The 20,816-nt window shown below is 63.8% G+C and carries 19 protein-coding genes and 1 other RNA gene; 14 read left to right on the forward strand and 6 right to left on the reverse strand.

Annotated elements, in window-relative coordinates; genetic code table 11:
• Positions 1–76: 76 nt before the first annotated feature.
• The 4 genes from recR to ffs form a co-directional block, all read right to left on the reverse strand.
• Positions 77–682: a recombination mediator RecR gene (gene recR / locus DRB19_RS21375; RefSeq protein ID WP_114188055.1), complete on the reverse strand. Its 606-nt coding sequence runs from the start codon at positions 680–682 to the stop codon at positions 77–79.
• A 7-nt stretch (positions 683–689) separates the two neighbouring features.
• Entirely contained in the window at positions 690–1,010 is a 321-nt protein-coding gene (locus DRB19_RS21380) for a YbaB/EbfC family nucleoid-associated protein (RefSeq protein WP_114188056.1), read from the reverse strand.
• A gap of 10 nt (positions 1,011–1,020) precedes the next feature.
• Positions 1,021–2,844, reverse strand: coding sequence for a DNA polymerase III subunit gamma/tau (locus DRB19_RS21385; protein ID WP_114188057.1), 1,824 nt, complete (start codon positions 2,842–2,844; stop codon positions 1,021–1,023).
• Positions 2,845–2,893: 49 nt separating this feature from the next.
• An RNA gene (gene ffs, locus DRB19_RS21390) (signal recognition particle sRNA small type) lies at positions 2,894–2,990 on the reverse strand.
• A 130-nt stretch (positions 2,991–3,120) separates the two neighbouring features.
• Here ffs and DRB19_RS21395 point away from each other — a divergent pair.
• Complete coding sequence (locus tag DRB19_RS21395) at positions 3,121–3,537, forward strand: HIT domain-containing protein (protein WP_114188058.1); 417 nt, start codon at positions 3,121–3,123, stop codon at positions 3,535–3,537.
• A gap of 5 nt (positions 3,538–3,542) precedes the next feature.
• Complete coding sequence (gene nudC, locus DRB19_RS21400) at positions 3,543–4,445, forward strand: NAD(+) diphosphatase (RefSeq protein ID WP_114188059.1); 903 nt, start codon at positions 3,543–3,545, stop codon at positions 4,443–4,445.
• A gap of 45 nt (positions 4,446–4,490) precedes the next feature.
• Here nudC and DRB19_RS21405 read toward each other — a convergent pair whose 3' ends face one another.
• Positions 4,491–5,345 (reverse strand): prephenate dehydratase, encoded by an 855-nt coding sequence (locus DRB19_RS21405; protein WP_114188060.1) that lies wholly within the window; start codon positions 5,343–5,345, stop codon positions 4,491–4,493.
• Positions 5,342–6,085: a 3-deoxy-manno-octulosonate cytidylyltransferase gene (locus tag DRB19_RS21410; RefSeq protein ID WP_114188061.1), complete on the reverse strand. Its 744-nt coding sequence runs from the start codon at positions 6,083–6,085 to the stop codon at positions 5,342–5,344. The genes DRB19_RS21405 and DRB19_RS21410 overlap by 4 nt, the downstream gene beginning before the upstream one ends.
• A gap of 294 nt (positions 6,086–6,379) precedes the next feature.
• Between DRB19_RS21410 and DRB19_RS21415 the strand changes: the two genes are divergently transcribed.
• The 12 genes from DRB19_RS21415 (at position 6,380) to upp (ending at position 20,798) form a co-directional block, all read left to right on the forward strand.
• The gene (locus DRB19_RS21415; protein WP_114188062.1) at positions 6,380–6,919 is read left to right on the forward strand and encodes a c-type cytochrome; all 540 of its coding nucleotides are present in this window, start codon (positions 6,380–6,382) and stop codon (positions 6,917–6,919) included.
• Between the two features lie 137 nt (positions 6,920–7,056).
• On the forward strand, positions 7,057–8,901 hold the full coding sequence (locus DRB19_RS21420; protein WP_114188063.1) for an extracellular solute-binding protein: 1,845 nt from the start codon (positions 7,057–7,059) through the stop codon (positions 8,899–8,901).
• The gene (locus DRB19_RS21425) at positions 8,898–10,763 is read left to right on the forward strand and encodes an extracellular solute-binding protein (protein ID WP_114188064.1); all 1,866 of its coding nucleotides are present in this window, start codon (positions 8,898–8,900) and stop codon (positions 10,761–10,763) included. Before DRB19_RS21420 ends, DRB19_RS21425 begins: the two co-directional genes overlap by 4 nt.
• Positions 10,760–11,170, forward strand: coding sequence for a DUF4260 domain-containing protein (locus DRB19_RS21430; RefSeq protein WP_373867379.1), 411 nt, complete (start codon positions 10,760–10,762; stop codon positions 11,168–11,170). The genes DRB19_RS21425 and DRB19_RS21430 overlap by 4 nt, the downstream gene beginning before the upstream one ends.
• Complete coding sequence (locus DRB19_RS21435) at positions 11,170–12,282, forward strand: microcin C ABC transporter permease YejB (RefSeq protein WP_114188065.1); 1,113 nt, start codon at positions 11,170–11,172, stop codon at positions 12,280–12,282. Before DRB19_RS21430 ends, DRB19_RS21435 begins: the two co-directional genes overlap by 1 nt.
• A gap of 1 nt (position 12,283) precedes the next feature.
• Positions 12,284–13,450 carry an ABC transporter permease gene (locus DRB19_RS21440; protein ID WP_114188066.1) on the forward strand — a complete coding sequence of 389 codons (1,167 nt, stop codon included), beginning with the start codon at positions 12,284–12,286 and terminating at the stop codon, positions 13,448–13,450.
• On the forward strand, positions 13,447–15,075 hold the full coding sequence (locus tag DRB19_RS21445) for an ABC transporter ATP-binding protein (RefSeq protein WP_114188067.1): 1,629 nt from the start codon (positions 13,447–13,449) through the stop codon (positions 15,073–15,075). The genes DRB19_RS21440 and DRB19_RS21445 overlap by 4 nt, the downstream gene beginning before the upstream one ends.
• A gap of 18 nt (positions 15,076–15,093) precedes the next feature.
• Positions 15,094–16,113, forward strand: coding sequence for a cation diffusion facilitator family transporter (locus DRB19_RS21450; RefSeq protein WP_114188068.1), 1,020 nt, complete (start codon positions 15,094–15,096; stop codon positions 16,111–16,113).
• A 45-nt stretch (positions 16,114–16,158) separates the two neighbouring features.
• Positions 16,159–17,379, forward strand: a complete 1,221-nt coding sequence (locus tag DRB19_RS21455) for a phosphopentomutase (RefSeq protein WP_114188069.1) — start codon at positions 16,159–16,161, stop codon at positions 17,377–17,379.
• A 142-nt stretch (positions 17,380–17,521) separates the two neighbouring features.
• Entirely contained in the window at positions 17,522–18,784 is a 1,263-nt protein-coding gene (locus tag DRB19_RS21460; protein ID WP_114188070.1) for a GTP cyclohydrolase II, read from the forward strand.
• A 94-nt stretch (positions 18,785–18,878) separates the two neighbouring features.
• Entirely contained in the window at positions 18,879–20,132 is a 1,254-nt protein-coding gene (locus DRB19_RS21465) for a URC4/urg3 family protein (protein ID WP_114188071.1), read from the forward strand.
• A gap of 36 nt (positions 20,133–20,168) precedes the next feature.
• Positions 20,169–20,798 (forward strand): uracil phosphoribosyltransferase, encoded by a 630-nt coding sequence (upp, locus tag DRB19_RS21470; RefSeq protein WP_114188089.1) that lies wholly within the window; start codon positions 20,169–20,171, stop codon positions 20,796–20,798.
• Positions 20,799–20,816 lie beyond the last annotated feature (18 nt).

The following is a 20,816-nucleotide window of genomic DNA, read 5'->3' on the forward strand; positions in this document are numbered from 1 at the left end:
GCGAGACCCGCCTGCGCGAAAGGTTTCCCGCAGGCAAACGCTTTTTCACGAATGGTCTTTCAGAACCGGCTCGGCCCTAGAACGCCGTCCTTTGACGGATCGCGGCCGAGAGGGTGCCTTCGTCCAGGTAATCGAGCTCGCCGCCGACCGGCACGCCATGGGCGAGCTTCGTCACCTTCACGGGGAGATGGGTCAGGAGTTCGGTGATGTAGTGGGCGGTCGTCTGCCCGTCGACGGTGGCGTTGAGCGCCAGAATGATCTCCGACACTCCGGGCTCCGACGCGCGAGCGACGAGGCGGTCGAGGTTCAGGTGCTCGGGACGCACGCCGTCCAGGGGCGATAGAACGCCCCCCAGCACGTGGTAGAGCGCATTGACCGCGCCCGACCGTTCAAGCGCCCAGAGGTCCGACACGTCCTCCACCACCACCAAGATGGACGCATCACGGCGAGGGTCCTTGCAGATCGTGCAGGGCTCGGACGTATCGACGTTGCCGCACGACGAGCACACGACGATCCGCTCATTGGCGACACGCATGGCGTCGCTCAGCGGGTTGAGAAGCGTATCCCGCTTCTTGATCAGCTGCAGAGCGGCCCGGCGGGCCGAGCGGGGGCCAAGGCCCGGCAGGCGGGCCAGCAGCTGGATAAGGCGTTCGATTTCCGGACCGGCGACGTGCTGAGCCATCAAGACCTCAAAACAGCTTCATGCCCGGCGGCAGGGGAAGCCCCTTGGTCAATTCGGCCATGCGTGCCTCAGCGGCGCGCTCGGCCTTGCCGCGGGCGTCGTTCATGGCGGCCACGATGAGATCTTCGAGAATTTCCTTCTCGTCCGGGTTCATCAGCGAAGGATCGATGCTGATGGCCTTGAGGTTGCCCTTGCCGCTCGCCTTCACGGTCACGACACCGCCGCCGGCGGTGCCTTCCACCTCGACATTGTCCAGCTCGGCCTGCGCGTCCTGCAGCTTCTGCTGCATGGCCTGCGCCTGCTTCATCAATCCCATGATGTCTTTCATGACCGCTTCCTCACTCCAGATCGTCGTCAGCTTCGGCCTCGTGCGCGGTCAGCGCGTCGGCCTCGCCCAGAATTTCGGTTTCGGCATCCACGCCGTCGCCCTTCTCGGCGCGCTCGACCACGTTCACGATCTGCGCACCGGGAAACTTGGCGAGAACGGCCTGCACCAGGGGGTGGCTCGCGGCTCCCTCCTTGCGCTCCCGCTCCGCAGCCACCGCCTGGTCACGAAGGGTGGGCTCCCCCTCTTCCGACGACAGGGCGACCATCCAGCGCTCGCCGGTCCATAGCTGAAGAGCGCGGGCGAGATCGTTCGCGATGGTGCGGCTGCCGCCCTCTGCAAGGCTGAGCTCGATGCGCCCCTCTTCGAAGCGCACGAGCCGCACGTCCCGTTCGAGCGCGGCTTTCAGGACGATATCCCGCTTCTCGCCCGCCATGGCGACCACATCCTCGAAGCGGCGCAGGCGCACGGCCGGCGCGGCGCCGGCGGGTTCCGGCCTTCGCTGCGGCCTGGCTTGGGAGGTCGCGAGCGCCATGTTGCCGGATGTAGCGGGACCGGATGACGTGGGCGGGGGCGTCGGCGATCCGTTGCCCGATACAGGCGCGGCGCCTTCCTTCAGGATCCGAAGGGCCTCGTCGGGGGTCGGCAGATCGGCTGCATAAGCCAGCCGCACGAGCACCATTTCGGCGGCCGCCACGGGGCGGTTCGAGGATTGGACCTCGGGAATACCCTTGAGAAGAATCTGCCAGGTGCGAGAGAGCGTTCTGACGGAGAGCCTTTGAGCAAACTCCATGCCCCGCTGCCGCTCGGCCTCCGACAGGGCCGGATCCTTTGCGGCGTCGGGAATTAGCTTGAGACGGGTGACCACATGCGAGAAGGAGGCCAGATCCGACAGGATGACGCCTGGATCGGCGCCGGAATCGTATTGCGACCGGAGCCCCGCGAAAGCGGCCGGGACATCGCCTCGCATCACCGCCTCGAAAAGGTCGATCACCAGGGCGCGGTCGGCGAGCCCCAGCATGTCGCGAACGGTGTCCGCCCTGACGATGCCGGCTCCGTGAGAAATGGCCTGGTCGAGAAGAGACAGAGAATCGCGGGCCGAGCCCTCCGCCGCGCGGGCGATGGCCGCCAGGGCATCCTGGTCGGCCGTCACGCCTTCGGCGTCGCAGATGCGCCCGAGATGGGCCACGAGCTTGTCGGCCTCGATGCGGCGCAGGTCGAAGCGCTGGCAGCGGGACAGGATCGTCACGGGGACCTTGCGGATCTCCGTGGTGGCGAAGATGAATTTCGCGTGGGGCGGCGGCTCCTCAAGCGTCTTCAGGAAGGCGTTGAACGCCTTCTCGGACAGCATGTGAACCTCGTCGATGATGTAGACCTTGTACCGGGCCGAAACCGGGGAATAGCGGATGCCGTCGATGATCTGGCGAACGTCGTCGATTCCGGTGTGGGAGGCGGCGTCCATCTCCAGCACGTCCACGTGCCGCGATTCCATGATGGATTCGCAGTGGATGCCGGGCTCGGGCATGTGAATGGTCGGCGCGCCGGAGCCATCCGCCTTCTGATAGTTGAGGCCTCGGGCCAGGATGCGGGCCGTGGTGGTCTTGCCGACGCCGCGCACGCCGGTCAGCATCCAGGCCTGCGGAATGCGGCCGGTCTCGAACGCATTCGAGAGGGTGCGCACCATCGCCTCCTGGCCGATCAGGTCGTCGAAGGTGCGGGGGCGGTATTTGCGGGCGAGAACGCGGTAAGGCGAAGCCTGCGACATCACGGGCGCGGCGGGGAAACCGGGCAAGGCCGGCTCGTCGATCAGGGGCGTGCCGGCTGTGGTTTCGTCCATTGGCTGCTAGGCTTGGGATCAAACTGGGGCGCTCTTGACGGAGCGCCAGGGTGGGAGGCTGGACGAAGACCCGTTCGGTCTCGTTAGGGCTGCTTCCTTCCGGACCTGACCCGGTTGGCGAGTGAGACGTCCCTCGCCAACCTCCCACCGCCTATATGAGGGTTTCACCCGGGGAACGCAAGTTAGAAACAGCGCCCCGAAGCGTCATCCCGGCCCGCGCATCGAAACTCCGGATGGCGGCTGACATTGGATCACAAGCTCGGCTAACGTGGCCGTATGACCTCGATCTTCCAACTCGATTCTCGCCTTGAGGCCGACACGATCCCGATCGGCGACCTGTCGCTTTCGTCGGTTCTGCTCCTCAACGATGCCCGCTTTCCGTGGTTCGTGCTGGTGCCCCGCATCGCCGATGTCAGCGAGCTGACGGACCTGTCGGACGAACAGGCAGCACAGCTGATGCAGGAGACCCGCATCGCCACCCGGGTCATGATGACGCTGTCCAAACCCGACAAGGTGAACGTGGGAGCGCTCGGCAACATCGTGACGCAGCTCCATGTGCACGTGATCGGGCGTTTCCGCTCCGACCCGGCTTGGCCTGGTCCCGTCTGGGGCAACGGAACCCGGATTCCCTATCCTGACCATGCGGCGACCGCCCTGATCGAGCGGGCCGGCGCACTTTTCGCGGCAGCTTGACCCCTATGACAACACCCATCAGCTACATCACGAACCCTCTCGTTCGCCACAGCGCCGAGCGGGACCCCGACGCCCTTGCCCGCCATGCGGACAACCCGGAAGCCGCCATGGTGCTGGTGACCGGCGACCTGCCGATCCTCACGGCCGGGGAGCCCGGGACTGCGCTGCTGCCGGCGGCGGTTCTCAGGAAACTCCCGGGCCATCGCGAGCAGGTCTTTCTCGGCACCCTTCGCGACCGTCCGGTCATCGCCACCCTGGCGGCTCCCGAAGCGGCGGAGCTGTTTCAATCCGATCCGGCCTTCGAGGTCACGGACCTGCGCTCGATCGCCGTGCGCGGCCTGGTGCCGGCGGAGGAACTGGGCATTCTGGCCATGGCGAAGTCGATGCTCGACTGGCACGCCCGGCATCGCTTCTGCGCCAATTGCGGCGCACCCACGGATGCTGCTCAGGCGGGTTTCCGGCGCGACTGCTCGGCCTGCGGCACCCAGCATTTCCCGCGCACGGATCCGGTCGTCATCATGCTGATCGCCAGGGGAGACAAATGCCTCCTTGGTCGGCAGTCCCGTTTCGCGCCCAAAATGTATTCGTGCCTGGCGGGCTTTCTGGAGCCCGGCGAGACCATCGACGACGCCGTCAGGCGCGAAACCTTCGAAGAGGCCGGCGTGCGGGTCGGCCGGGTCGAATACGTCACGTCCCAGCCCTGGCCCTTCCCGTCATCCATCATGATCGGCTGCATCGGCGAGGCCGAGACCGACGACATCGTCATCGACAGGACGGAATTGGAGGATGCCCGCTGGTTCTCAAAGGAGGATATCCGGCGCATGCTGGCCGAGGAGCACGAGGAATTCGCCGCGCCCTCCCCGATCGCCATCGCCCGCCATCTGATTCGCGAATGGGCCAAGGGCTAGGAGCCAAGAGCTAGGGGCCGACGGCTATCGGCCCCGCACTCCCTGTCACTCCGCCGCTTCCTTGATCTTTTCGCGGAACGGATCGGCCGAATAGACGCCGAGGATGCGCAATTCCCGGGAGAAGAATTCGAGTTCTTCGAGCGCACGCTTGAGGTTCAGGTCCTCGGGATGACCGTCCACCTCGGCGTAGAACTGGGTCGCCAGGAACTCGCCTTCGAGCATGTAGCTCTCCAGCTTGGTCATGTTGATGCCATTGGTGGCGAAACCACCCAAGGCCTTGTAGAGGGCAGCCGGCAGGTTGCGGACCCGGAACACGAAGCTGGTGACCGTGGGTACCCGCCCTGCGGGAGCCCATTGCGGCGCCTTGGACAGGATGACGAAGCGGGTGGTGTTATGCGCCTCGTCCTCAACGTCCTCGGCCAGGATCTTCAAGCCATAAATGCCGGCCGCCATCCGGGGCGAAAGGGACGCTCGGGTCGGGTCCTTCCACTCGGCCACCTCGCGAGCCGAGCCTGCGGTATCGCCTGCCACATGGGCCTTGAGCCCCAGCTTGCGGATGATCTTCCGGCATTGGCCCAGGGCATGAACGTGGCTGTACACGTCCTTGATCGTGCCGAGATCGGCCCCCGGAACGCCCATGAGCTGGAAGTGGATGGGCAGGAAGTGCTCGCCGATGATGTGCAGGCCGGAGGTGGGCAGCAGGTGGTGGATGTCCGCCACGCGCCCTGCGATCGAATTCTCGATCGGGATCATGGCAAGCCCGGCCTGCCCTTCGGACACGGCTGCAAAGGCGTCCTCGAAGGTTGGACAGGGTAGCACCTGCCAGTCGGGACGGGCCTGCTCGCAGGCGGTGTGGGAGTTGGCTCCCGGCTCACCCTGAAACGAAATGAGTTTCTTCATGGCTTCCTCCGGGCCGCGAGGACCTCGCGCGCCCTTTCCAGATCGTCGGGGGTATCGACCCCTAGCGGCACGTCGTCAACGACCACCGCGTCGATGCGCATGCCGGCTTCGAGCGCGCGCAATTGCTCCAGCCTCTCGCGCATCTCCAGCGGAGCCGGCGGCAGGCTGACGAAACGCTGCAGGGCCTTGCGCCGGTACGCGTAGAGCCCGATGTGATGGTACAACGGCCCGTCGCCATAAGGGGCGGTCACCCTCGTGAAGTAGAGCGCGCGGAAACGGCCGGGGGAAATCTCGCTCCCCACCATCTTCACCACGTTGGGATTGGTTTTCTCCTCGTCCCGCTCGATGACTGCCACGAGGGTCGCGAGATCGACCGCAGCGTCCGAGAGCGGCGCGATGGAAGCCGCGATGGCCCTCGGGTCAATGGTCGGGAGATCGCCCTGAACATTCACCACGACATCGTGCCGTCCCTCGGGATCGAGCTTTTCCACAGCCTCGAAGATGCGGTCCGACCCTGACACGTGATCAGACCGGGTCAGCACGGCTTTTCCGCCCGCCAAGGCAACGGCCTCTGCGATCTCAGGGGCGTCCGTCGCAACGGCCACGGGGCCGATTCCCGCTTCGACGGCGCGGCGCCAGACATGAACGATCATGGGCTCGCTTCCGATGAGGGCCAGAGGCTTGTTCGGCAAACGGGTCGCGGAGAGGCGAGCGGGAATGAGGACGAGAGGATCGGACATGGAGGACGCCAGATGGAAGCTGCGCGTCCTTATCAAGGCAGGAGGTGTTTGTCATGGGTACGGTCCCGCCTCTCTTCGGCGGTGCGGCAAAGGCGACGCAGGGGTGGTCTTGCAGAATTCCGACGCTAGACAAGGCTCTGCGACCACGAGAGCGGCGAAAACCCCTGAGGACCCCATTGTCAAAACCCCATCTCTACGGCTAAGCAACGCCCACGATCGCGGGCACCCGCCCGCACCCGACCCATCCGTTGCGCTGGTTCCGCCGGTTTTAAGAAGGCGAGGAGAGCCTAATTCATGAATATCGAGACCAATAAGATCGCAGGCGCCGTGTTCGGCTCGCTTCTCTTCGTGGTCGGCGTCAACGTCATCGCCGGCGGTGTGTTTGCTCCGCACAAGCCCGAAGTTCCGGGCTACGATCTTCCGGCTCCCGAAGAAGCCGCCGGCGGCGCTGCCGCGGCCGCAGCTCCGGCGGAGCCGCTTCCCGTCCTCCTGGCCAAGGCGGACCCGGCCAAGGGTCAGGCGTCGGCAAAGAAGTGCGCCTCCTGCCACACCTTCGAGAATGGCGGCGCCAACAAGGTCGGCCCGAACCTCTACGGCGTGGTCGGCCGTCCGGTCGCATCCCATGCGGGGTTCAACTACTCGGCGGCTCTGAAGGGCAAGGGCGGCGAGTGGTCGTACGAGGCGCTCAACGACTTCGTCCACAACCCCAAGGGCGCGGTCCCCGGCACCATCATGGCCTTCGCAGGCGTTGCCCAGGCCCAGGAGCGCGCCGATCTGCTCGTTTACCTGCGCACCCTGTCGGACAACCCGGCGCCGCTTCCGGCCGCCCAGTAAAGTCTGCGGATATTCTCAAGCTTTCGAAGCCGGGCCTGGAGCCCGGCTTTTCTTTTGGGCGCCGTCCCTTGCGTTCGCCCCGTTCCGGACAAAAATGTAACTGACTGAAAGACGCCTCGCCCCTCAGGAGACGCCTTGTGATCCGTTTACTTCTGCCAAGCCTGCTGGCCGCTTGTCTGGCCTTCTCCCCGCTTGCGGCCCAGGAGGCACAATGGCGCCACGGCGCGGCGCTGCTGGACCAACCGAAATATCCCGCGGATTTCAAACGTTTCGAGTATGTGAACCCTGATGCCCCCAAGGGCGGCATGGTGCGCCTCGGCGCACAGGGAACCTTCGACAGCTTCAACATCGTGGTGGCCGGCGTGAAAGGGTCGCCCGAACAGGGCCTGGGCCTCATTTACGAGACCCTGACCACCTCCTCGCTCGACGAGCCTAGCGCCTCCTACGGCCTCCTGGCCGAGGCTTTCGCGCACCCGGACGACTACTCCTCGGTCAGCTTCCGCCTTCGCCCCGAGGCGCGCTGGCACGACGGAAAGCCCGTGACGGTCGACGACGTCATCTTCTCGTTCGAGACCCTGAAAGCCAACAGCCCCACCTATGCGTTCTATTACGGCAACGTGACCAAGGCCGAAAGGATGGGTGAACGTGAGGTCAAATTCACCTTCGACCAGAAGGGCAACCGGGAGCTGCCGCAGATCATGGGCCAGCTTCTCATCCTGCCCAAGCACTGGTGGGAGGGCACCGCCCCGGACGGCCGCAAGCGCGACGTGACCCAGACCACCCTCGAGCCGCCGCTGGGTTCCGGACCCTATCGGCTCAAGAGTTTCGAGCCGGGACGCACGGCCACTTATGAGCGCGTGAAGGACTACTGGGGTGAGACCCTCAACGTGAATGTCGGGACCAACAATTTCGACGAGATCCGCTACGAATATTACCGGGACGCGACGGTTCTGCTGGAAGCCTTCAAGGGAGACCGGATCGACTTTCGCAGCGAGAACAGCGCCCGCAACTGGGCGACGGGCTACAATTTTCCGGCCCAACAGGAAGGACGCGTGATCCTGGAGGAATTCCCCTTGCGGGCCTCCGGCGTCATGCAGGCCTTCGTGCTCAACCTGCGCCGCGACAAGTTCAAGGATTCGCGGGTGCGCCGGGCATTCAACCTCGCGTTTCCATATGAGGAAATCAACAAGACCATCTTCTCCGGCCAATACGAGCGCGTATCGAGCTACTTCCACGGATTGGAAATCGCCTCGTCCGGCCTCCCCGACGGCCAGGAGCTGGCCATTCTGGAGAGCGTTCGCGACAAGGTGCCGGCGCAGGTCTTCACGACCGCCTATGCCAATCCGGTGAGCGACAGTCCGGAGGCTGTGCGCAACAACCTGCGCGAAGCCGACAAGCTCCTGCGCGAAGCCGGCTGGGAGCTGAAGGACCGTCGACGGGTCAACGCCAAGGGCGAGACCCTCACGGTCGAACTTCTGGCCGCCTCTCCCAATGACGAGCGGGTGTTCCTTCCCTACAAGGCTTCCCTCGATCGTCTCGGCATCGTCACCTCCGTGCGCACGGTGGACGACGTACAATACGTCAACCGGACCCGCTCCTTCGATTTCGACATCGTCTCCAATGTGTGGGGCCAGTCCCTGTCGCCGGGCAACGAGCAGCGCGAGTTCTGGGGCTCTCAGGCCGCGCAACGGGAAGGGTCCCGCAACCTCGCGGGCATTGCCGATCCGGGCATCGACGCCTTGATCGACCGGGTCATCTTCGCCAAGGACCGCGCTGAGCTCGTGGCTGCCACGAAGGCCCTCGACCGGGTTCTGCTCGCGCACGAATACATGGTTCCGCAATGGACCTACCTGAAGCAGAGGACAGCCCGGTGGGACCGCTTCGGTCGCCCCGAGACTCCTCCCCGTTATGGCGCATCCGGCTTCCCCACCGTCTGGTGGTATGATGAGGCCAAGGCTGCAAAGACTGGAGCACCGCGATGACGCATTCGACCCGTCGGGAGATTCTCAAAGGCGGCGTCGCCATTGCGACGTTTCCCGTCTTGTCGCGCATGGGGCTGGCCCAGGAGGGTCGGGAAACCGAGACCCATGGGCTATCAAGCTTCGGCGACCTGAAGTACGGACCGGACTTCAAGCATTTCGCTTACGTGAATCCGTCTGCGCCAAAAGGCGGAACGCTCGCGATCCAGATCAAGCAGGCGACCGGCAACCAGAACTTCGACACCTTCAATACGCTCAATATTTTCGTCCTGAGAGGCGACGGCGCCGCCGGCATGGGCAGCACCTTCGACAGCCTGATGGCGGGCTCGGGGGACGAACCCGATGCGCTCTATGGACTTGTCGCCAAGAGCATCCGGATTTCCGACGACAGACTGACTTATCGTTTCATCCTGCGGCCGGAAGCGCGTTTTCACGACGGCTCCAAGCTAACCGCCAAGGATGCGGCGTTCTCCCTGAACATCCTCAAGGAAAAGGGCCACCCGGTCTTTCGCTCCATCCTGACACAACTGGTCTCGGCGGAGGCCGAGGCTGAGGACATCTTACGCGTTCAGCTGTCGCCGCAGCGCAGCCGCGACCTGCACCTGACCGTCGCCGGAATGCCGATTTTCTCGGAGCGCTACTGGCAGGGCCGCGACTTCGAGGCCTCCACCCTCGAAGCACCCCTTGGATCGGGGCCCTACCGCCTCGGCAGGTTCGAGCAGGGCCGCTTCATCGAGTTCGAGCGCGTTCCGGATTACTGGGCCAAAGATCTGCCGGTGAATGTGGGCCAGAACAATTTCGACCGCATCCGCTGGGAATACTTCCGCGACCGCACCGTCGCCTTCGAGGCCTTCAAGAACGGCACCCTCAATTTCCAGGAAGAATACACCTCGCGCCTCTGGTCGACGGGATACGATTTCCCGGCCGTTCATGAGGGACGCGTCAAGCGGGAGGAGATCCCGGACAATGCGCCCTCGCCGATTCAGGGCTGGTATTTCAATACCAGGCGCGAAGCCTTCAAGGATCCGCGCATCCGTGAAGCCATTGGCCTTGCGTTCGATTTCGAGTGGACGAACGCCAACATCATGTTCGGCGCTTATGAGCGCGTGACATCCTATTTCGAGAACTCGGACATGAAGGCGACGGGCTCGCCCTCGCCCGAGGAGATCAAGCTCCTCGAACCCTTCCGCGACAAGCTTCCGAAAACTGTCTTCGGCGAGCCCTATGTACCGCCTGTCTCAGATGGTTCCGGCCAGGACCGGCGTCTTCTGCGGCGGGCGGATGAGCTCCTGCGCGAGGCGGGCTGCAAACGCGACGGCGGCGTCCTCAAGCTGCCGAACGGGCAGCCTTTCACCATCGAGTTTCTCGACTTCCAATCGGCCCTGCAGCCCCATACCCAGCCCTTCCAGGCCAACCTGAAGCGCCTCGGCATCGAAGCGCGCTCCCGCATCGTGGATGCAGCGCAGTATCAGCGCCGGATGGACGACTATGATTTCGACATGGCGAGCCGAGCTCTGGGCGGATCGAGCACGCCCGGCGACAGCTTGCGCATCGTCTATGGATCGCAGGCCGCTACGACCCCCGGAAGCCGCAACGTCGCGGGCGTCATGGATCCGGCCGTCGACGCCCTGGTGGAGCGCATTGCCCAGGCAAAGACCCGCGATGAGCTGACCATTGCCTGCCGGGCCCTCGACCGTGTCCTCCGGGCCGGGCACTATTGGGTGCCCATGTGGTTCAAGGCAACGGACTGGCTCGCCTATTGGGACCAGTTCTCCCGGCCGGAAACGAAACCGCGCTTCGGCTCCGGCGCGCCCGGGACCTGGTGGTACGACGCCGAGAAGGCGAAGCGAATCGGACGAGGGTGAGTTTGGGGCAGCCGCTTGATCATGCATCCGTCGCGGGCGTGCCCAAAGTGCTGCTGCGCCTGGAAGGCATGGCGCTCCTTGCCCTGGCGACCGCCGTCTATGGCTTCATGGATCTCTCCTGGTGGCTTTACGTCGCCCTGTTCTTTGCGCCCGACGTGAGCTTTGCCGCCTACGGGGCTGGCCCCAGGCTCGGGGCTATGGTCTACAATGCACTCCACTCGATGGTTGGGCCCGCTCTCCTGGTTGGGGTCGGTTTTCTCGCCGACAGCCCTATCCTTCTAGGCGGAGCCGCAATCTGGGCTGCTCATATCGGGTTCGACCGCATGCTGGGGTATGGATTGAAATACGGCACTGGTTTTAACGACACTCATCTCGGCCGCATCGGCCGCGCGCAGGCCGGCGCCTGATGCTGGCTTATATCGCGCGCCGCGTCCTTCTCATGATCCCGACGCTTCTCGGAATCATGCTGATCTCCTTCGTGATCGTACAGTTCGCCCCTGGCGGCCCGGTGGAGCGCATCATCGCGCAGCTGCAGGGGCAGGATTCGGGCGCAACCTCCCGCATCTCAGGCGGGGGCGGCGACTTCTCGGGCGGGCAAAACCCCGGCGGAGGTGGCTCCACGGAGGCGTCCTCCTCCCGCTATCGCGGGGCACAAGGACTCGATCCACAGTTCATCAAGCAGCTCGAAACCCAGTTCGGCTTCGACAAGCCGGCCCATGAGCGCTTCCTCAAGATGCTCTGGGACTACGCGCGCTTCGACTTCGGCAAGAGCTATTTCCGCGACATCTCGGTGCTCGAACTCATCAAGGAGAAGCTGCCCGTCTCTGTGTCCCTGGGTCTTTGGATGACGCTTCTGTCCTACGCGATCTCCATTCCGCTCGGCATCAAGAAGGCCGTGAGAGACGGCTCCTCCTTCGACATCTGGACATCAGCCGTCGTCATCATCGGCTATGCGATTCCGGGATTTTTGTTCGCGATCCTGCTGATCGTTCTCTTTGCCGGCGGCTCGTTCTGGCAATTCTTCCCTTTGCGCGGACTGACTTCGGAGAACTGGGCGCAGCTGTCTCTTGCGGGCAAGATGCTCGATTATTTCTGGCACCTCGCCCTGCCCATCACGGCCATGGCGCTTGGCGCGTTTGCGACCTCGACCCTGCTCACGAAGAACTCGTTCCTCGATGAAATCCGCAAGCAATACGTGCTGACCGCGCGCATGAAGGGGCTGTCCGAGCGCCAGGTGCTCTACGGCCATGTGTTCCGCAACGCCATGCTGATCGTGATCGCGGGCTTCCCCGGCGCCTTCATCGGCGCGTTCTTTGCGGGCGCTCTGCTCATCGAGACGATCTTCTCGCTCGATGGCCTGGGCCTTTTGTCCTTCGAGTCGATCGTCAACCGCGACTACCCGGTCGTGTTCGCGAACCTCTACATCTTCTCGCTGGTGGGTCTTGCGGTGAACCTCGTGTCGGACCTGACCTATACATGGATTGACCCCCGCATCGACTTCGAGACCAGGGAGGCGTGAGATGAACGAGAGCGTTCCCATCGCGTCTCCGGCCGCAAACGCACCCGTCGCGCCTCCCCTGCCGAAGGAAGGCTTCATCCGCCTGTCGCCCCTCAACCGCCGCCGCCTGCAGAACTTCAAGGCGAACCGGCGCGGGTACTGGTCGTTCTGGATCTTTCTCGTGCTCTTCGTCCTGAGCCTGTTCGCGGAGCTCATCGCCAACGACAAGCCCATCCTGGCCTCCTACAAGGGCGAACTGCTCTATCCTGCCTTCGTGGATTATCCGGAGGAGAAATTCGGCGGCTTCCTGGCCCAGACCGATTACCGCGATCCAGTCATCAGCAAAGAAATTCAGGAAAACGGTTGGCTGTTTTGGGCGCCGATCCGGTATTCCTACAACACGCACAACCTCGATCTTCCAGTGCCGGCTCCCGCGCCGCCCACTTGGATGCTCACGGACGAACAATGCCGCCCCATCGCGGAGCGCACCGGCGGCACGGGCTGTCGCGATATCGAGTGGAACTGGCTCGGCACGGACGACCAGGGGCGGGACGTGGCGGCGCGCCTCATCTACGGGTTTCGCATCTCGGTTCTGTTCGGCCTGATCCTGGCGGGCATTTCATCCGTGATCGGCGTGCTGGCTGGCGCCGTGCAGGGCTATTTCGGGGGCTGGGTCGACCTGCTGTTCCAGCGCTTCATCGAAATCTGGACGGCGATCCCGGCCCTCTACCTCCTGATCATCATCTCGTCGATCATCACGCCGAGTTTCTTCATTCTGCTCGGCATCCTGCTCCTCTTCTCCTGGGTGTCGTTGGTCGGCGTCGTGCGCGCCGAGTTCCTGCGGGCGAGAAACTTCGAATATGTGCGCGCGGCGCGGGCTCTGGGACTTTCCAACGCCACCATTATGTTCAAGCACCTCATGCCCAACGCCATGGTGGCGACGCTCACATTCCTGCCGTTCATTCTCAACGGCTCGATCACGACGCTCACGTCCCTGGACTTTCTCGGCTTCGGCCTTCCGCCCGGCTCCCCGTCGCTCGGCGAGCTGCTTGCTCAAGGGAAAGCGAACCTACAGGCGCCCTGGCTTGGCCTCGCGGGCTTTTTCGTGATCGCCCTCATGCTGAGCCTGCTCATCTTCATCGGCGAAGCCGTGCGTGACGCGTTCGATCCGAGAAAGGCGTTCCGGTGACAGAACCTCTGCTCTCAGTCCAGGACCTCTCAGTCGCGTTCCGGCAGGGCGGGCGGGACATGCTCGCGGTCGATCGGATTTCCTTCGACATCAAGGCCGGCGAGACCGTGGCGCTCGTGGGCGAATCCGGATCCGGCAAATCCGTCTCGGCCCTCTCGGTCCTGAAGCTTCTGCCCTACCCTTCGGCCCACCACCCCTCGGGCCGCATCGTGTTCAAGGGCAAGGACCTGATCGCCGCCGACGAGAATGAGATGCGCCGCGTGCGGGGCAACGACGTCACCATGGTGTTCCAGGAACCCATGACGTCGCTCAATCCGCTTCACACCATCGAGCGGCAGGTGGGCGAAATCCTCAGGCTTCACCGGGGGCTTTCCGAGCGCGCAGCGCGAACTCGCACGTTGGAACTCCTGGAACTCGTCGGCATTCGCGATGCGGAAAGCAGGCTTGGCGCCTATCCGCATCAGCTCTCCGGCGGTCAACGCCAGCGCGTCATGATCGCCATGAGCCTGGCGAACGAGCCCGACCTCCTCATCGCCGATGAACCCACAACCGCCCTCGACGTGACCGTGCAGGCGCAGATCCTGAAACTGCTGGCGGACCTCAAGAGCAGACTCGGCATGGCCATGCTGTTCATCACCCACGATCTCGGCATCGTGCGCAAGGTGGCCGACCGTGTCTGCGTGATGCTCGAGGGCAAGATCGTCGAGCAGGGCGCGGTTGCGGATGTTTTTGCAAATCCGCGGCACCCTTACACCAAGAGGCTCCTTGCCGCGGAGCCAAAAGGGCGAGCCAATCCGGTACCGAGCAACGCGCCCGTCATCGTCGAGGCGGGGCCGATCAAGGTCTGGTTTCCGATCAAGCGTGGCTTCCTGAGGCGAACCGTCGGCCATGTGAAAGCAGTCGACGGCGTGTCCGTTCGCGTGCGCCGAGGCGAGACCGTGGGCGTCGTGGGAGAATCTGGATCAGGCAAGACGACCCTTGGTCTTGCGATCCTGCGGCTCGTTGCCTCCGAAGGGCCGGTGGTTTTTCTCGGCAACCGTATTGACGGCTTGCGCGCGAAGGAAATCCGCCCGATGCGCAAGGACCTGCAGGTGGTGTTCCAGGACCCTTACGGATCCCTCTCGCCTCGCATGTCGGTTGCGGAAATCGTCGAGGAGGGTCTGCTTGTTCAGAACAGGGGGCTTTCCTACGCGGAGCGCCGCAACGTGGTTGCCCGAGCCCTCCATGATGTCGGGCTCGACCCCGCCACCATGGACCGCTATCCGCACGAATTCTCGGGCGGCCAGCGGCAGCGCATCGCGATTGCGCGCGCCATCGCGCTGGAGCCGCAATTCATCATGCTCGACGAGCCGACATCGGCCCTCGACATGTCGGTGCAGGCCCAGATCGTCGAACTCCTGCGCGATCTCCAGAAACGGCGTGACTTGGCCTACATGTTCATCAGTCACGACCTCAAAGTCGTTCGGGCTCTGGCGAACCACGTCGTGGTCATGCAGGATGGTAAGATTGTTGAGGAAGGATCGGCGGAGAGCATTTTCGCAAGTCCGAGGACGGATTACACCCGAGCCCTCTTTGCGGCGGCGTTCAATCTCGAAACGGTCGGATCGAGCGCCGTCAGGGAATAGAAGCGCGGCGATTGGACCATGCACGCACACAGTCACTCGGCAGGCCATCATCATCATGGCCATGCGCATCCGTCTGGACACGGCCGCGCCTTCCTGATCGGCATCGTTCTCAATCTGGGCTTTGTCGCCATCGAGGCTGGATACGGAATTCTTGCGGATTCCATGGCCTTGCTGTCGGATGCAGGGCATAACCTGAGCGACGTGCTGGGCCTTGCGGTTGCGGGCGGCGCTGCTTTGCTGGCCAAGCGCGGGCGCACGGAACGCTTTACGTACGGCCTCCGCTCGGGCTCCATCCTTGCGGCGCTTTTCAACGCGTTGCTGCTGCTCGTGGCCGTCGGTGGGATCGTATGGGAATCCATCGACCGTCTGGTCAATCCTGCGCCCGTTGCGGCCCTTACGGTGATGGTGGTCGCAGGCATCGGCATCCTCGTGAACGGCTTCACGGCCTTCCTGTTCATGCGCGGCAGCCACGATGACCTCAACATTCGCGGCGCTTTTCTCCACATGGTGGCGGATGCGGCGGTTTCCCTCGTTGTCGTTCTCGGGGGCGCGGCTATTCTGTGGACGGGCGCGACCTGGATCGATCCGGTTCTCAGCTTTCTGATCGGTGCCGCGATCGTTTGGAGCACCTGGGGGCTTTTGCGGCAGTCTCTGACGCTGTCGCTGCAAGGTGTGCCGAGCGGCATCGTCGTGTCCGATGTTCAGCGCTTCCTGGAGGACCGCCCAGGCGTTGCCCGCGTGCATCATCTGCATATTTGGGCCATGAGTACGACTGAAACGGCCCTGACCGTGCATCTGGTCATGCCGGGCGGCCACCCCGGCGACCATTTCCTCGCCTCGACCCAGCGGGAGCTTAAGGAGCATTTCGGCATCGGTCACGCCACTGTTCAGATCGAGGTGGGCGCGCCGCACGACCACTCTGACGAGGATGAATGCCCCCTCGACAGTCGCGAGCATGGCCGCAAGGAGCATGATCACAAGGGGCACAATCATGGGGGGCACCACCATCATGAGAAGGCATCGCCTAATCGGCCGTAATGACGTATCAGTCGTGTGTCTCTCGGTTGAAAGGATCTGAAAAGCATGCCCCGCGCCCTCCTTATCGTGCTCGATTCCGTCGGCATCGGCGGTGCTGAGGATGCGAGTGCCTACGGAGATGCCGGAGCCGACACGCTCGGGCACATCGCCGAAGCCTGTGCGGCGGGCGGCGGCGACCGGGCTGGCCTCCGCCAGGGTCCCCTCCATCTGCCCCACATGGCTGAACTGGGCTTGGGCCTCGCCTGCGAGGCCTCCACTGGTCGCATGCCGCCGAACCTTGAGCCGAAGGGCAGCCTGACGGGAAGCTGGGGTTACGGCGTCGAGACATCGAGGGGCAAGGATACTCCCTCGGGCCACTGGGAGATCGCGGGCGTTCCCGTCGACTTCGAGTGGGGCTATTTCCCCGATACTGTCCCGTCATTCCCAAAAGAGCTCACGGACGCGCTGATCGAGCGCGCCGGCCTTCCGGGCATTCTGGGCAACAAGCATGCATCGGGCACCGCCATCATCGATGAGCTCGGCGCGGAGTACATGCGCACCAGCATGCCGATCTGCTACACCTCCGTTGACAGCGTGCTGCAAATCGCCGCCCACGAGGAAACGTTCGGGCTGCAACGCCTTTACGATCTTTGCCGGATCGGCCGAGAGCTATGCGACGACTACAAGATCGGCCGCGTGATCGCTCGCCCGTTTGTCGGCTCAGCGGAGGCGGGCTTCAAGCGCACCGGAAACCGCAAGGATTTCGCGACGCCTCCGCCTTCGGATACCATTTTGGACATTCTTACCAAATCCGGCCGTTCCGTCGTCACCGTGGGCAAGATCGGCGACATCTTCGCCCATCGCAGTACGGGCCACGAGGTGAAGCCCAATGGCAACGACGCCTGCCTGTCGGCCGCCATCGATGCCATGAAGGATCTGCCGGACGGGGGATTCGTCTTCGCCAACCTGGTCGATTTCGACAGTGAATACGGTCATCGGCGCGACATCCCCGGCTATGCATCCGCACTCGAAGCCTTCGACCGGCGCGTGCCGGAGATCGAGGCGTCCCTACGCCCAGGCGATCTCGTCATCATCACCGCCGATCACGGAAACGATCCCTCCTGGCGCGGCACCGACCACACCCGGGAACATATCCCAATCCTGTGCTTCGGGCCGGACATCAAGGCTGGCACGGTCGGAAAACGCAGCAGCTTCGCGGATATTGGCGCAAGCGTTTTGACCCATCTGGGCGCACCGCAGAGCCGCAAGGGAAAGTCCTGGCTTTGAGCCACTGCGACGACGGGCTTGCAAAGCGGCGCTCTAAGACGTTGACGTCACCGCAACTTTGGATCAGATTCCCATAGATCGTAAGGAGACTCTCCGCACGGTCCTTGGGGAGTCTTCCCGTTCACGCGTGGAAGATGATTTTATGAGCTCACCCAACCGCTCGACCCATATCCGTCTCACCTCCCATCCTGAGCCCTCCACGGCCACGAGCCGCCATCCCATCAGGTGGGGCGCGCAGGACCCGAAGGAGCGCGGGCCGGTCATCGGATCGGTGACCAATCCGGCCGACCGCAACGTGATCGGCGCCCACGGCGGCTCCTATTCCCTGTATCGGGCGCTTGCGATTTCATCCCGGGCTCTCAACCCCGTGGCGCGGCCGGATCTTCACAACACACACCCGACCGCCGAAATCGGCCCGCATCCGCAATGGTTCGAGCCTGGCAAGATCGTTTCCCTTGATCCCTGGGGGCATCTGGTCGGACAGGTCTATGGAGACGAAATTGCGGGCGGCGTCGACATCCGCCCCACCATCGCCATCACCAAGGCGCGCCTCAACATGCCGGAAATCTTGTCCGCCATGGGATTGAAGCGCCTCAAGGCCGACGGGGGCGTGCTGCACGAATCCGGCGACATCTCTGTCACCAAGGTGGCGGTCGATCCCGTCTGGTACCTGCCCGGCATCGCGGCTCGCTTCGGCTGCTCCGAAGGGGAGCTTCGGCGCACGCTGTTCGAGCAGACGGGCGGCATGTTCCCGGAACTCGTGACGCGTCCCGATATGAGCGTCTTCCTGCCGCCGATCGGAAACATCACGGTGTACATCATCGGCGACGTGGCTGGCCTGAGCGACCCGAAGCGCAGGATCGCCTGCCGTGTTCACGACGAGTGCAACGGTTCCGACGTGTTCGGCTCGGACATCTGCACCTGCCGCCCCTACCTTGTTCATGGAATCGAGGAATGCGTCAGGGAAGCTCAATCCGGCGGCGTGGGTGTCATCGCCTATAATCGCAAGGAAGGCCGGGCGCTGGGCGAAGTGACCAAGTTCCTTGTCTACAATGCGCGAAAGCGGCAGGAGGGCGGCGACTCGGCGACGACCTATTTCGAGCGCACGGAATGCGTGGCGGGCGTGCAGGATGCGCGCTTCCAGCAGCTCATGCCCGATGTGCTGCACTGGCTCGGCATCCGCCGGATCGACCGGCTCATGTCCATGTCCAACATGAAGTACGACGCCATCACGGGCTCCGGCATCGAGGTGGTGGAGCGAGTGCCAATCCCCGCCGAACTGGTGCCACCGGACGCCCAGGTGGAGCTGGAAGCCAAGAAAGCGGCCGGATATTACACGCCGGATGGCGCACCGGATGCATCCGACCTCAGCCAAGTCAAAGGCAGGGATCTGGAGCGCTTCTAGGTCTTAACCTTCTCTTCAACTGGCTCGGCCTGCCAGTGATGCGCAGGCCGAGACTGTGATATCGCTCCTCCTTCGGAGAGCATTGGGGCCTTGCGTGACGGATCAACCGAACCTTCCATCAGACACCCAGGCTGCCCTGGGCCTCTTGTCAGCCGCAGCGGTGCGAGAACGCGCCCATCATCTGCTCCAGCTCGGCCTTGAAGGACGGCTTGCGCATTTCACTGTCGATCTGAGCCGGCTCGATGCCTGCGCCGACCAAGTGGTAGCCACGATCCGCACGGCCTATCCGTCCCTCGACATTCCCTTTCATGCCCGCTGGCGCCACTTTTCGGCAGGTGGCTATGACCGGTGGGATGCGGTCATGCACGGCGCGCCCTGGACCGACGCTGCTCAGATGGCCCGCGCGGCCTTCGACCTCGCCATCGTGTCCGTCCTGCTCGATGCGGGAGCCGGCCCCCAATGGCGCTACGAGGAAGGCCGCACAGGCGAGACCTTCGTTCGCTCGGAGGGTCTGGCGGTTGCAAGTTTCGACATGTTCATCGGGGGAGCCTTCTCCAGCCGTCCCGAGGACCCATTTCGTGTGGACGCGGACATCCTGCTGGCGTTCATGCCGGATGACCTTGCGGCAGGTTTCCAGGTTTCTCCCGACAATCCGCTGATCGGCGTCGAAGGCCGGGCGGCCCTTCTCAACCGCCTGGGCAGAGTCGTTGCCACCAATCCAGATATTTTCGGCCAGCATGATGATCCGCGGCCCGGCGGACTTTTCGACGTGATCGCCGCGACCGCGGATGGCGAGACCATCAAAGCGACCTCCATTCTGGAAGCATTGCTCAATCACCTCGGTCCCATCTGGCCCGGCCGCACCAAGATCGGCGGCGTGGATCTCGGCGACACGTGGCATCATCCGCTGGTGGACGCACCCGACATGACAAAGGGAATGGTGCCGTTCCACAAACTGTCCCAGTGGCTGTCCTATTCGCTGATCGAACCGCTTGAGTGGGCCGGCTATACGGTCGTTGATGTCGACGGTCTCACGGGCCTGCCCGAGTACCGCAATGGCGGTCTTTTTCTGGATGCAGGCGTTCTGTCCCTGAAGGATCCCGCAGATGCAGACCGCCCCCACACGGTTGATTCCCCGTTGGTGGTCGAGTGGCGGGCCTTGACGGTGGCGCTCCTCGACCGCATTGCAGAACCGATCAGAACGAAGCTGGGCTTCAAGGCAGAGGATTTCCCCCTTGCCAAGGTGCTCGAAGGCGGCACCTGGGCGACGGGACGCAGACTGGCCAAGGAACGGCGCCAGGACGGCTCGCCTCCCCTCACCATCATCAGCGACGGAACGGTATTTTAGATGAATCAGCACACGGCGATCAAAGAGGGACAAGGCATGCAGGGCGTCACGATAGTCGATCATCCGCTAGTCCAGCACAAGTTGACGCTGATGCGGGACAAAGAGCGTTCGACGAAGGGCTTCCGCCAGCTCCTCAACGAGATCGGCATGCTTCTCTGCTACGAGGTCACCCGCGACCTTCCGATCGAGCGGATCGAGATCGCAACGCCGATGACCACGATGGAAGGCGCGCAGATCGCCGGCAAGAAGCTCGTCTTCGCGCCGATCCTTCGCGCGGGCGTCGGCTTTCTCGACGGCATGCTGACCCTCGTTCCTGCCGCACGCGTGGCTCATATCGGCCTCTATCGCGATCCGGAATCTCTGCAGGCCGTCGAGTACTATTTCAAGGCTCCGTCGGACCTAGCCGACCGCATGGTCCTCGTGCTCGATCCCATGCTGGCGACGGCCAATTCCGCCGTGGCGGCCATCGACCGCCTGAAGGAACGGGGCGCCAAGGATCTGCGCTTCGTCTGCCTGCTGGCGGCCCCCGAAGGCATCGAGAAACTGCGCGGGGCTCATCCCGACGTGCATATCTGGACAGCGGCCGTGGACAACCATCTCAACGATCACGGCTATATAGTTCCGGGCCTCGGCGATGCCGGTGACCGGATGTATGGAACGCGCTGAGCGAATAGTCCGTTAGGC

The sequence above is a fragment of the Microvirga aerophila genome (genome assembly GCF_003332305.1).
In the GTDB taxonomy this organism is placed as follows: domain Bacteria; phylum Pseudomonadota; class Alphaproteobacteria; order Rhizobiales; family Beijerinckiaceae; genus Microvirga; species Microvirga aerophila.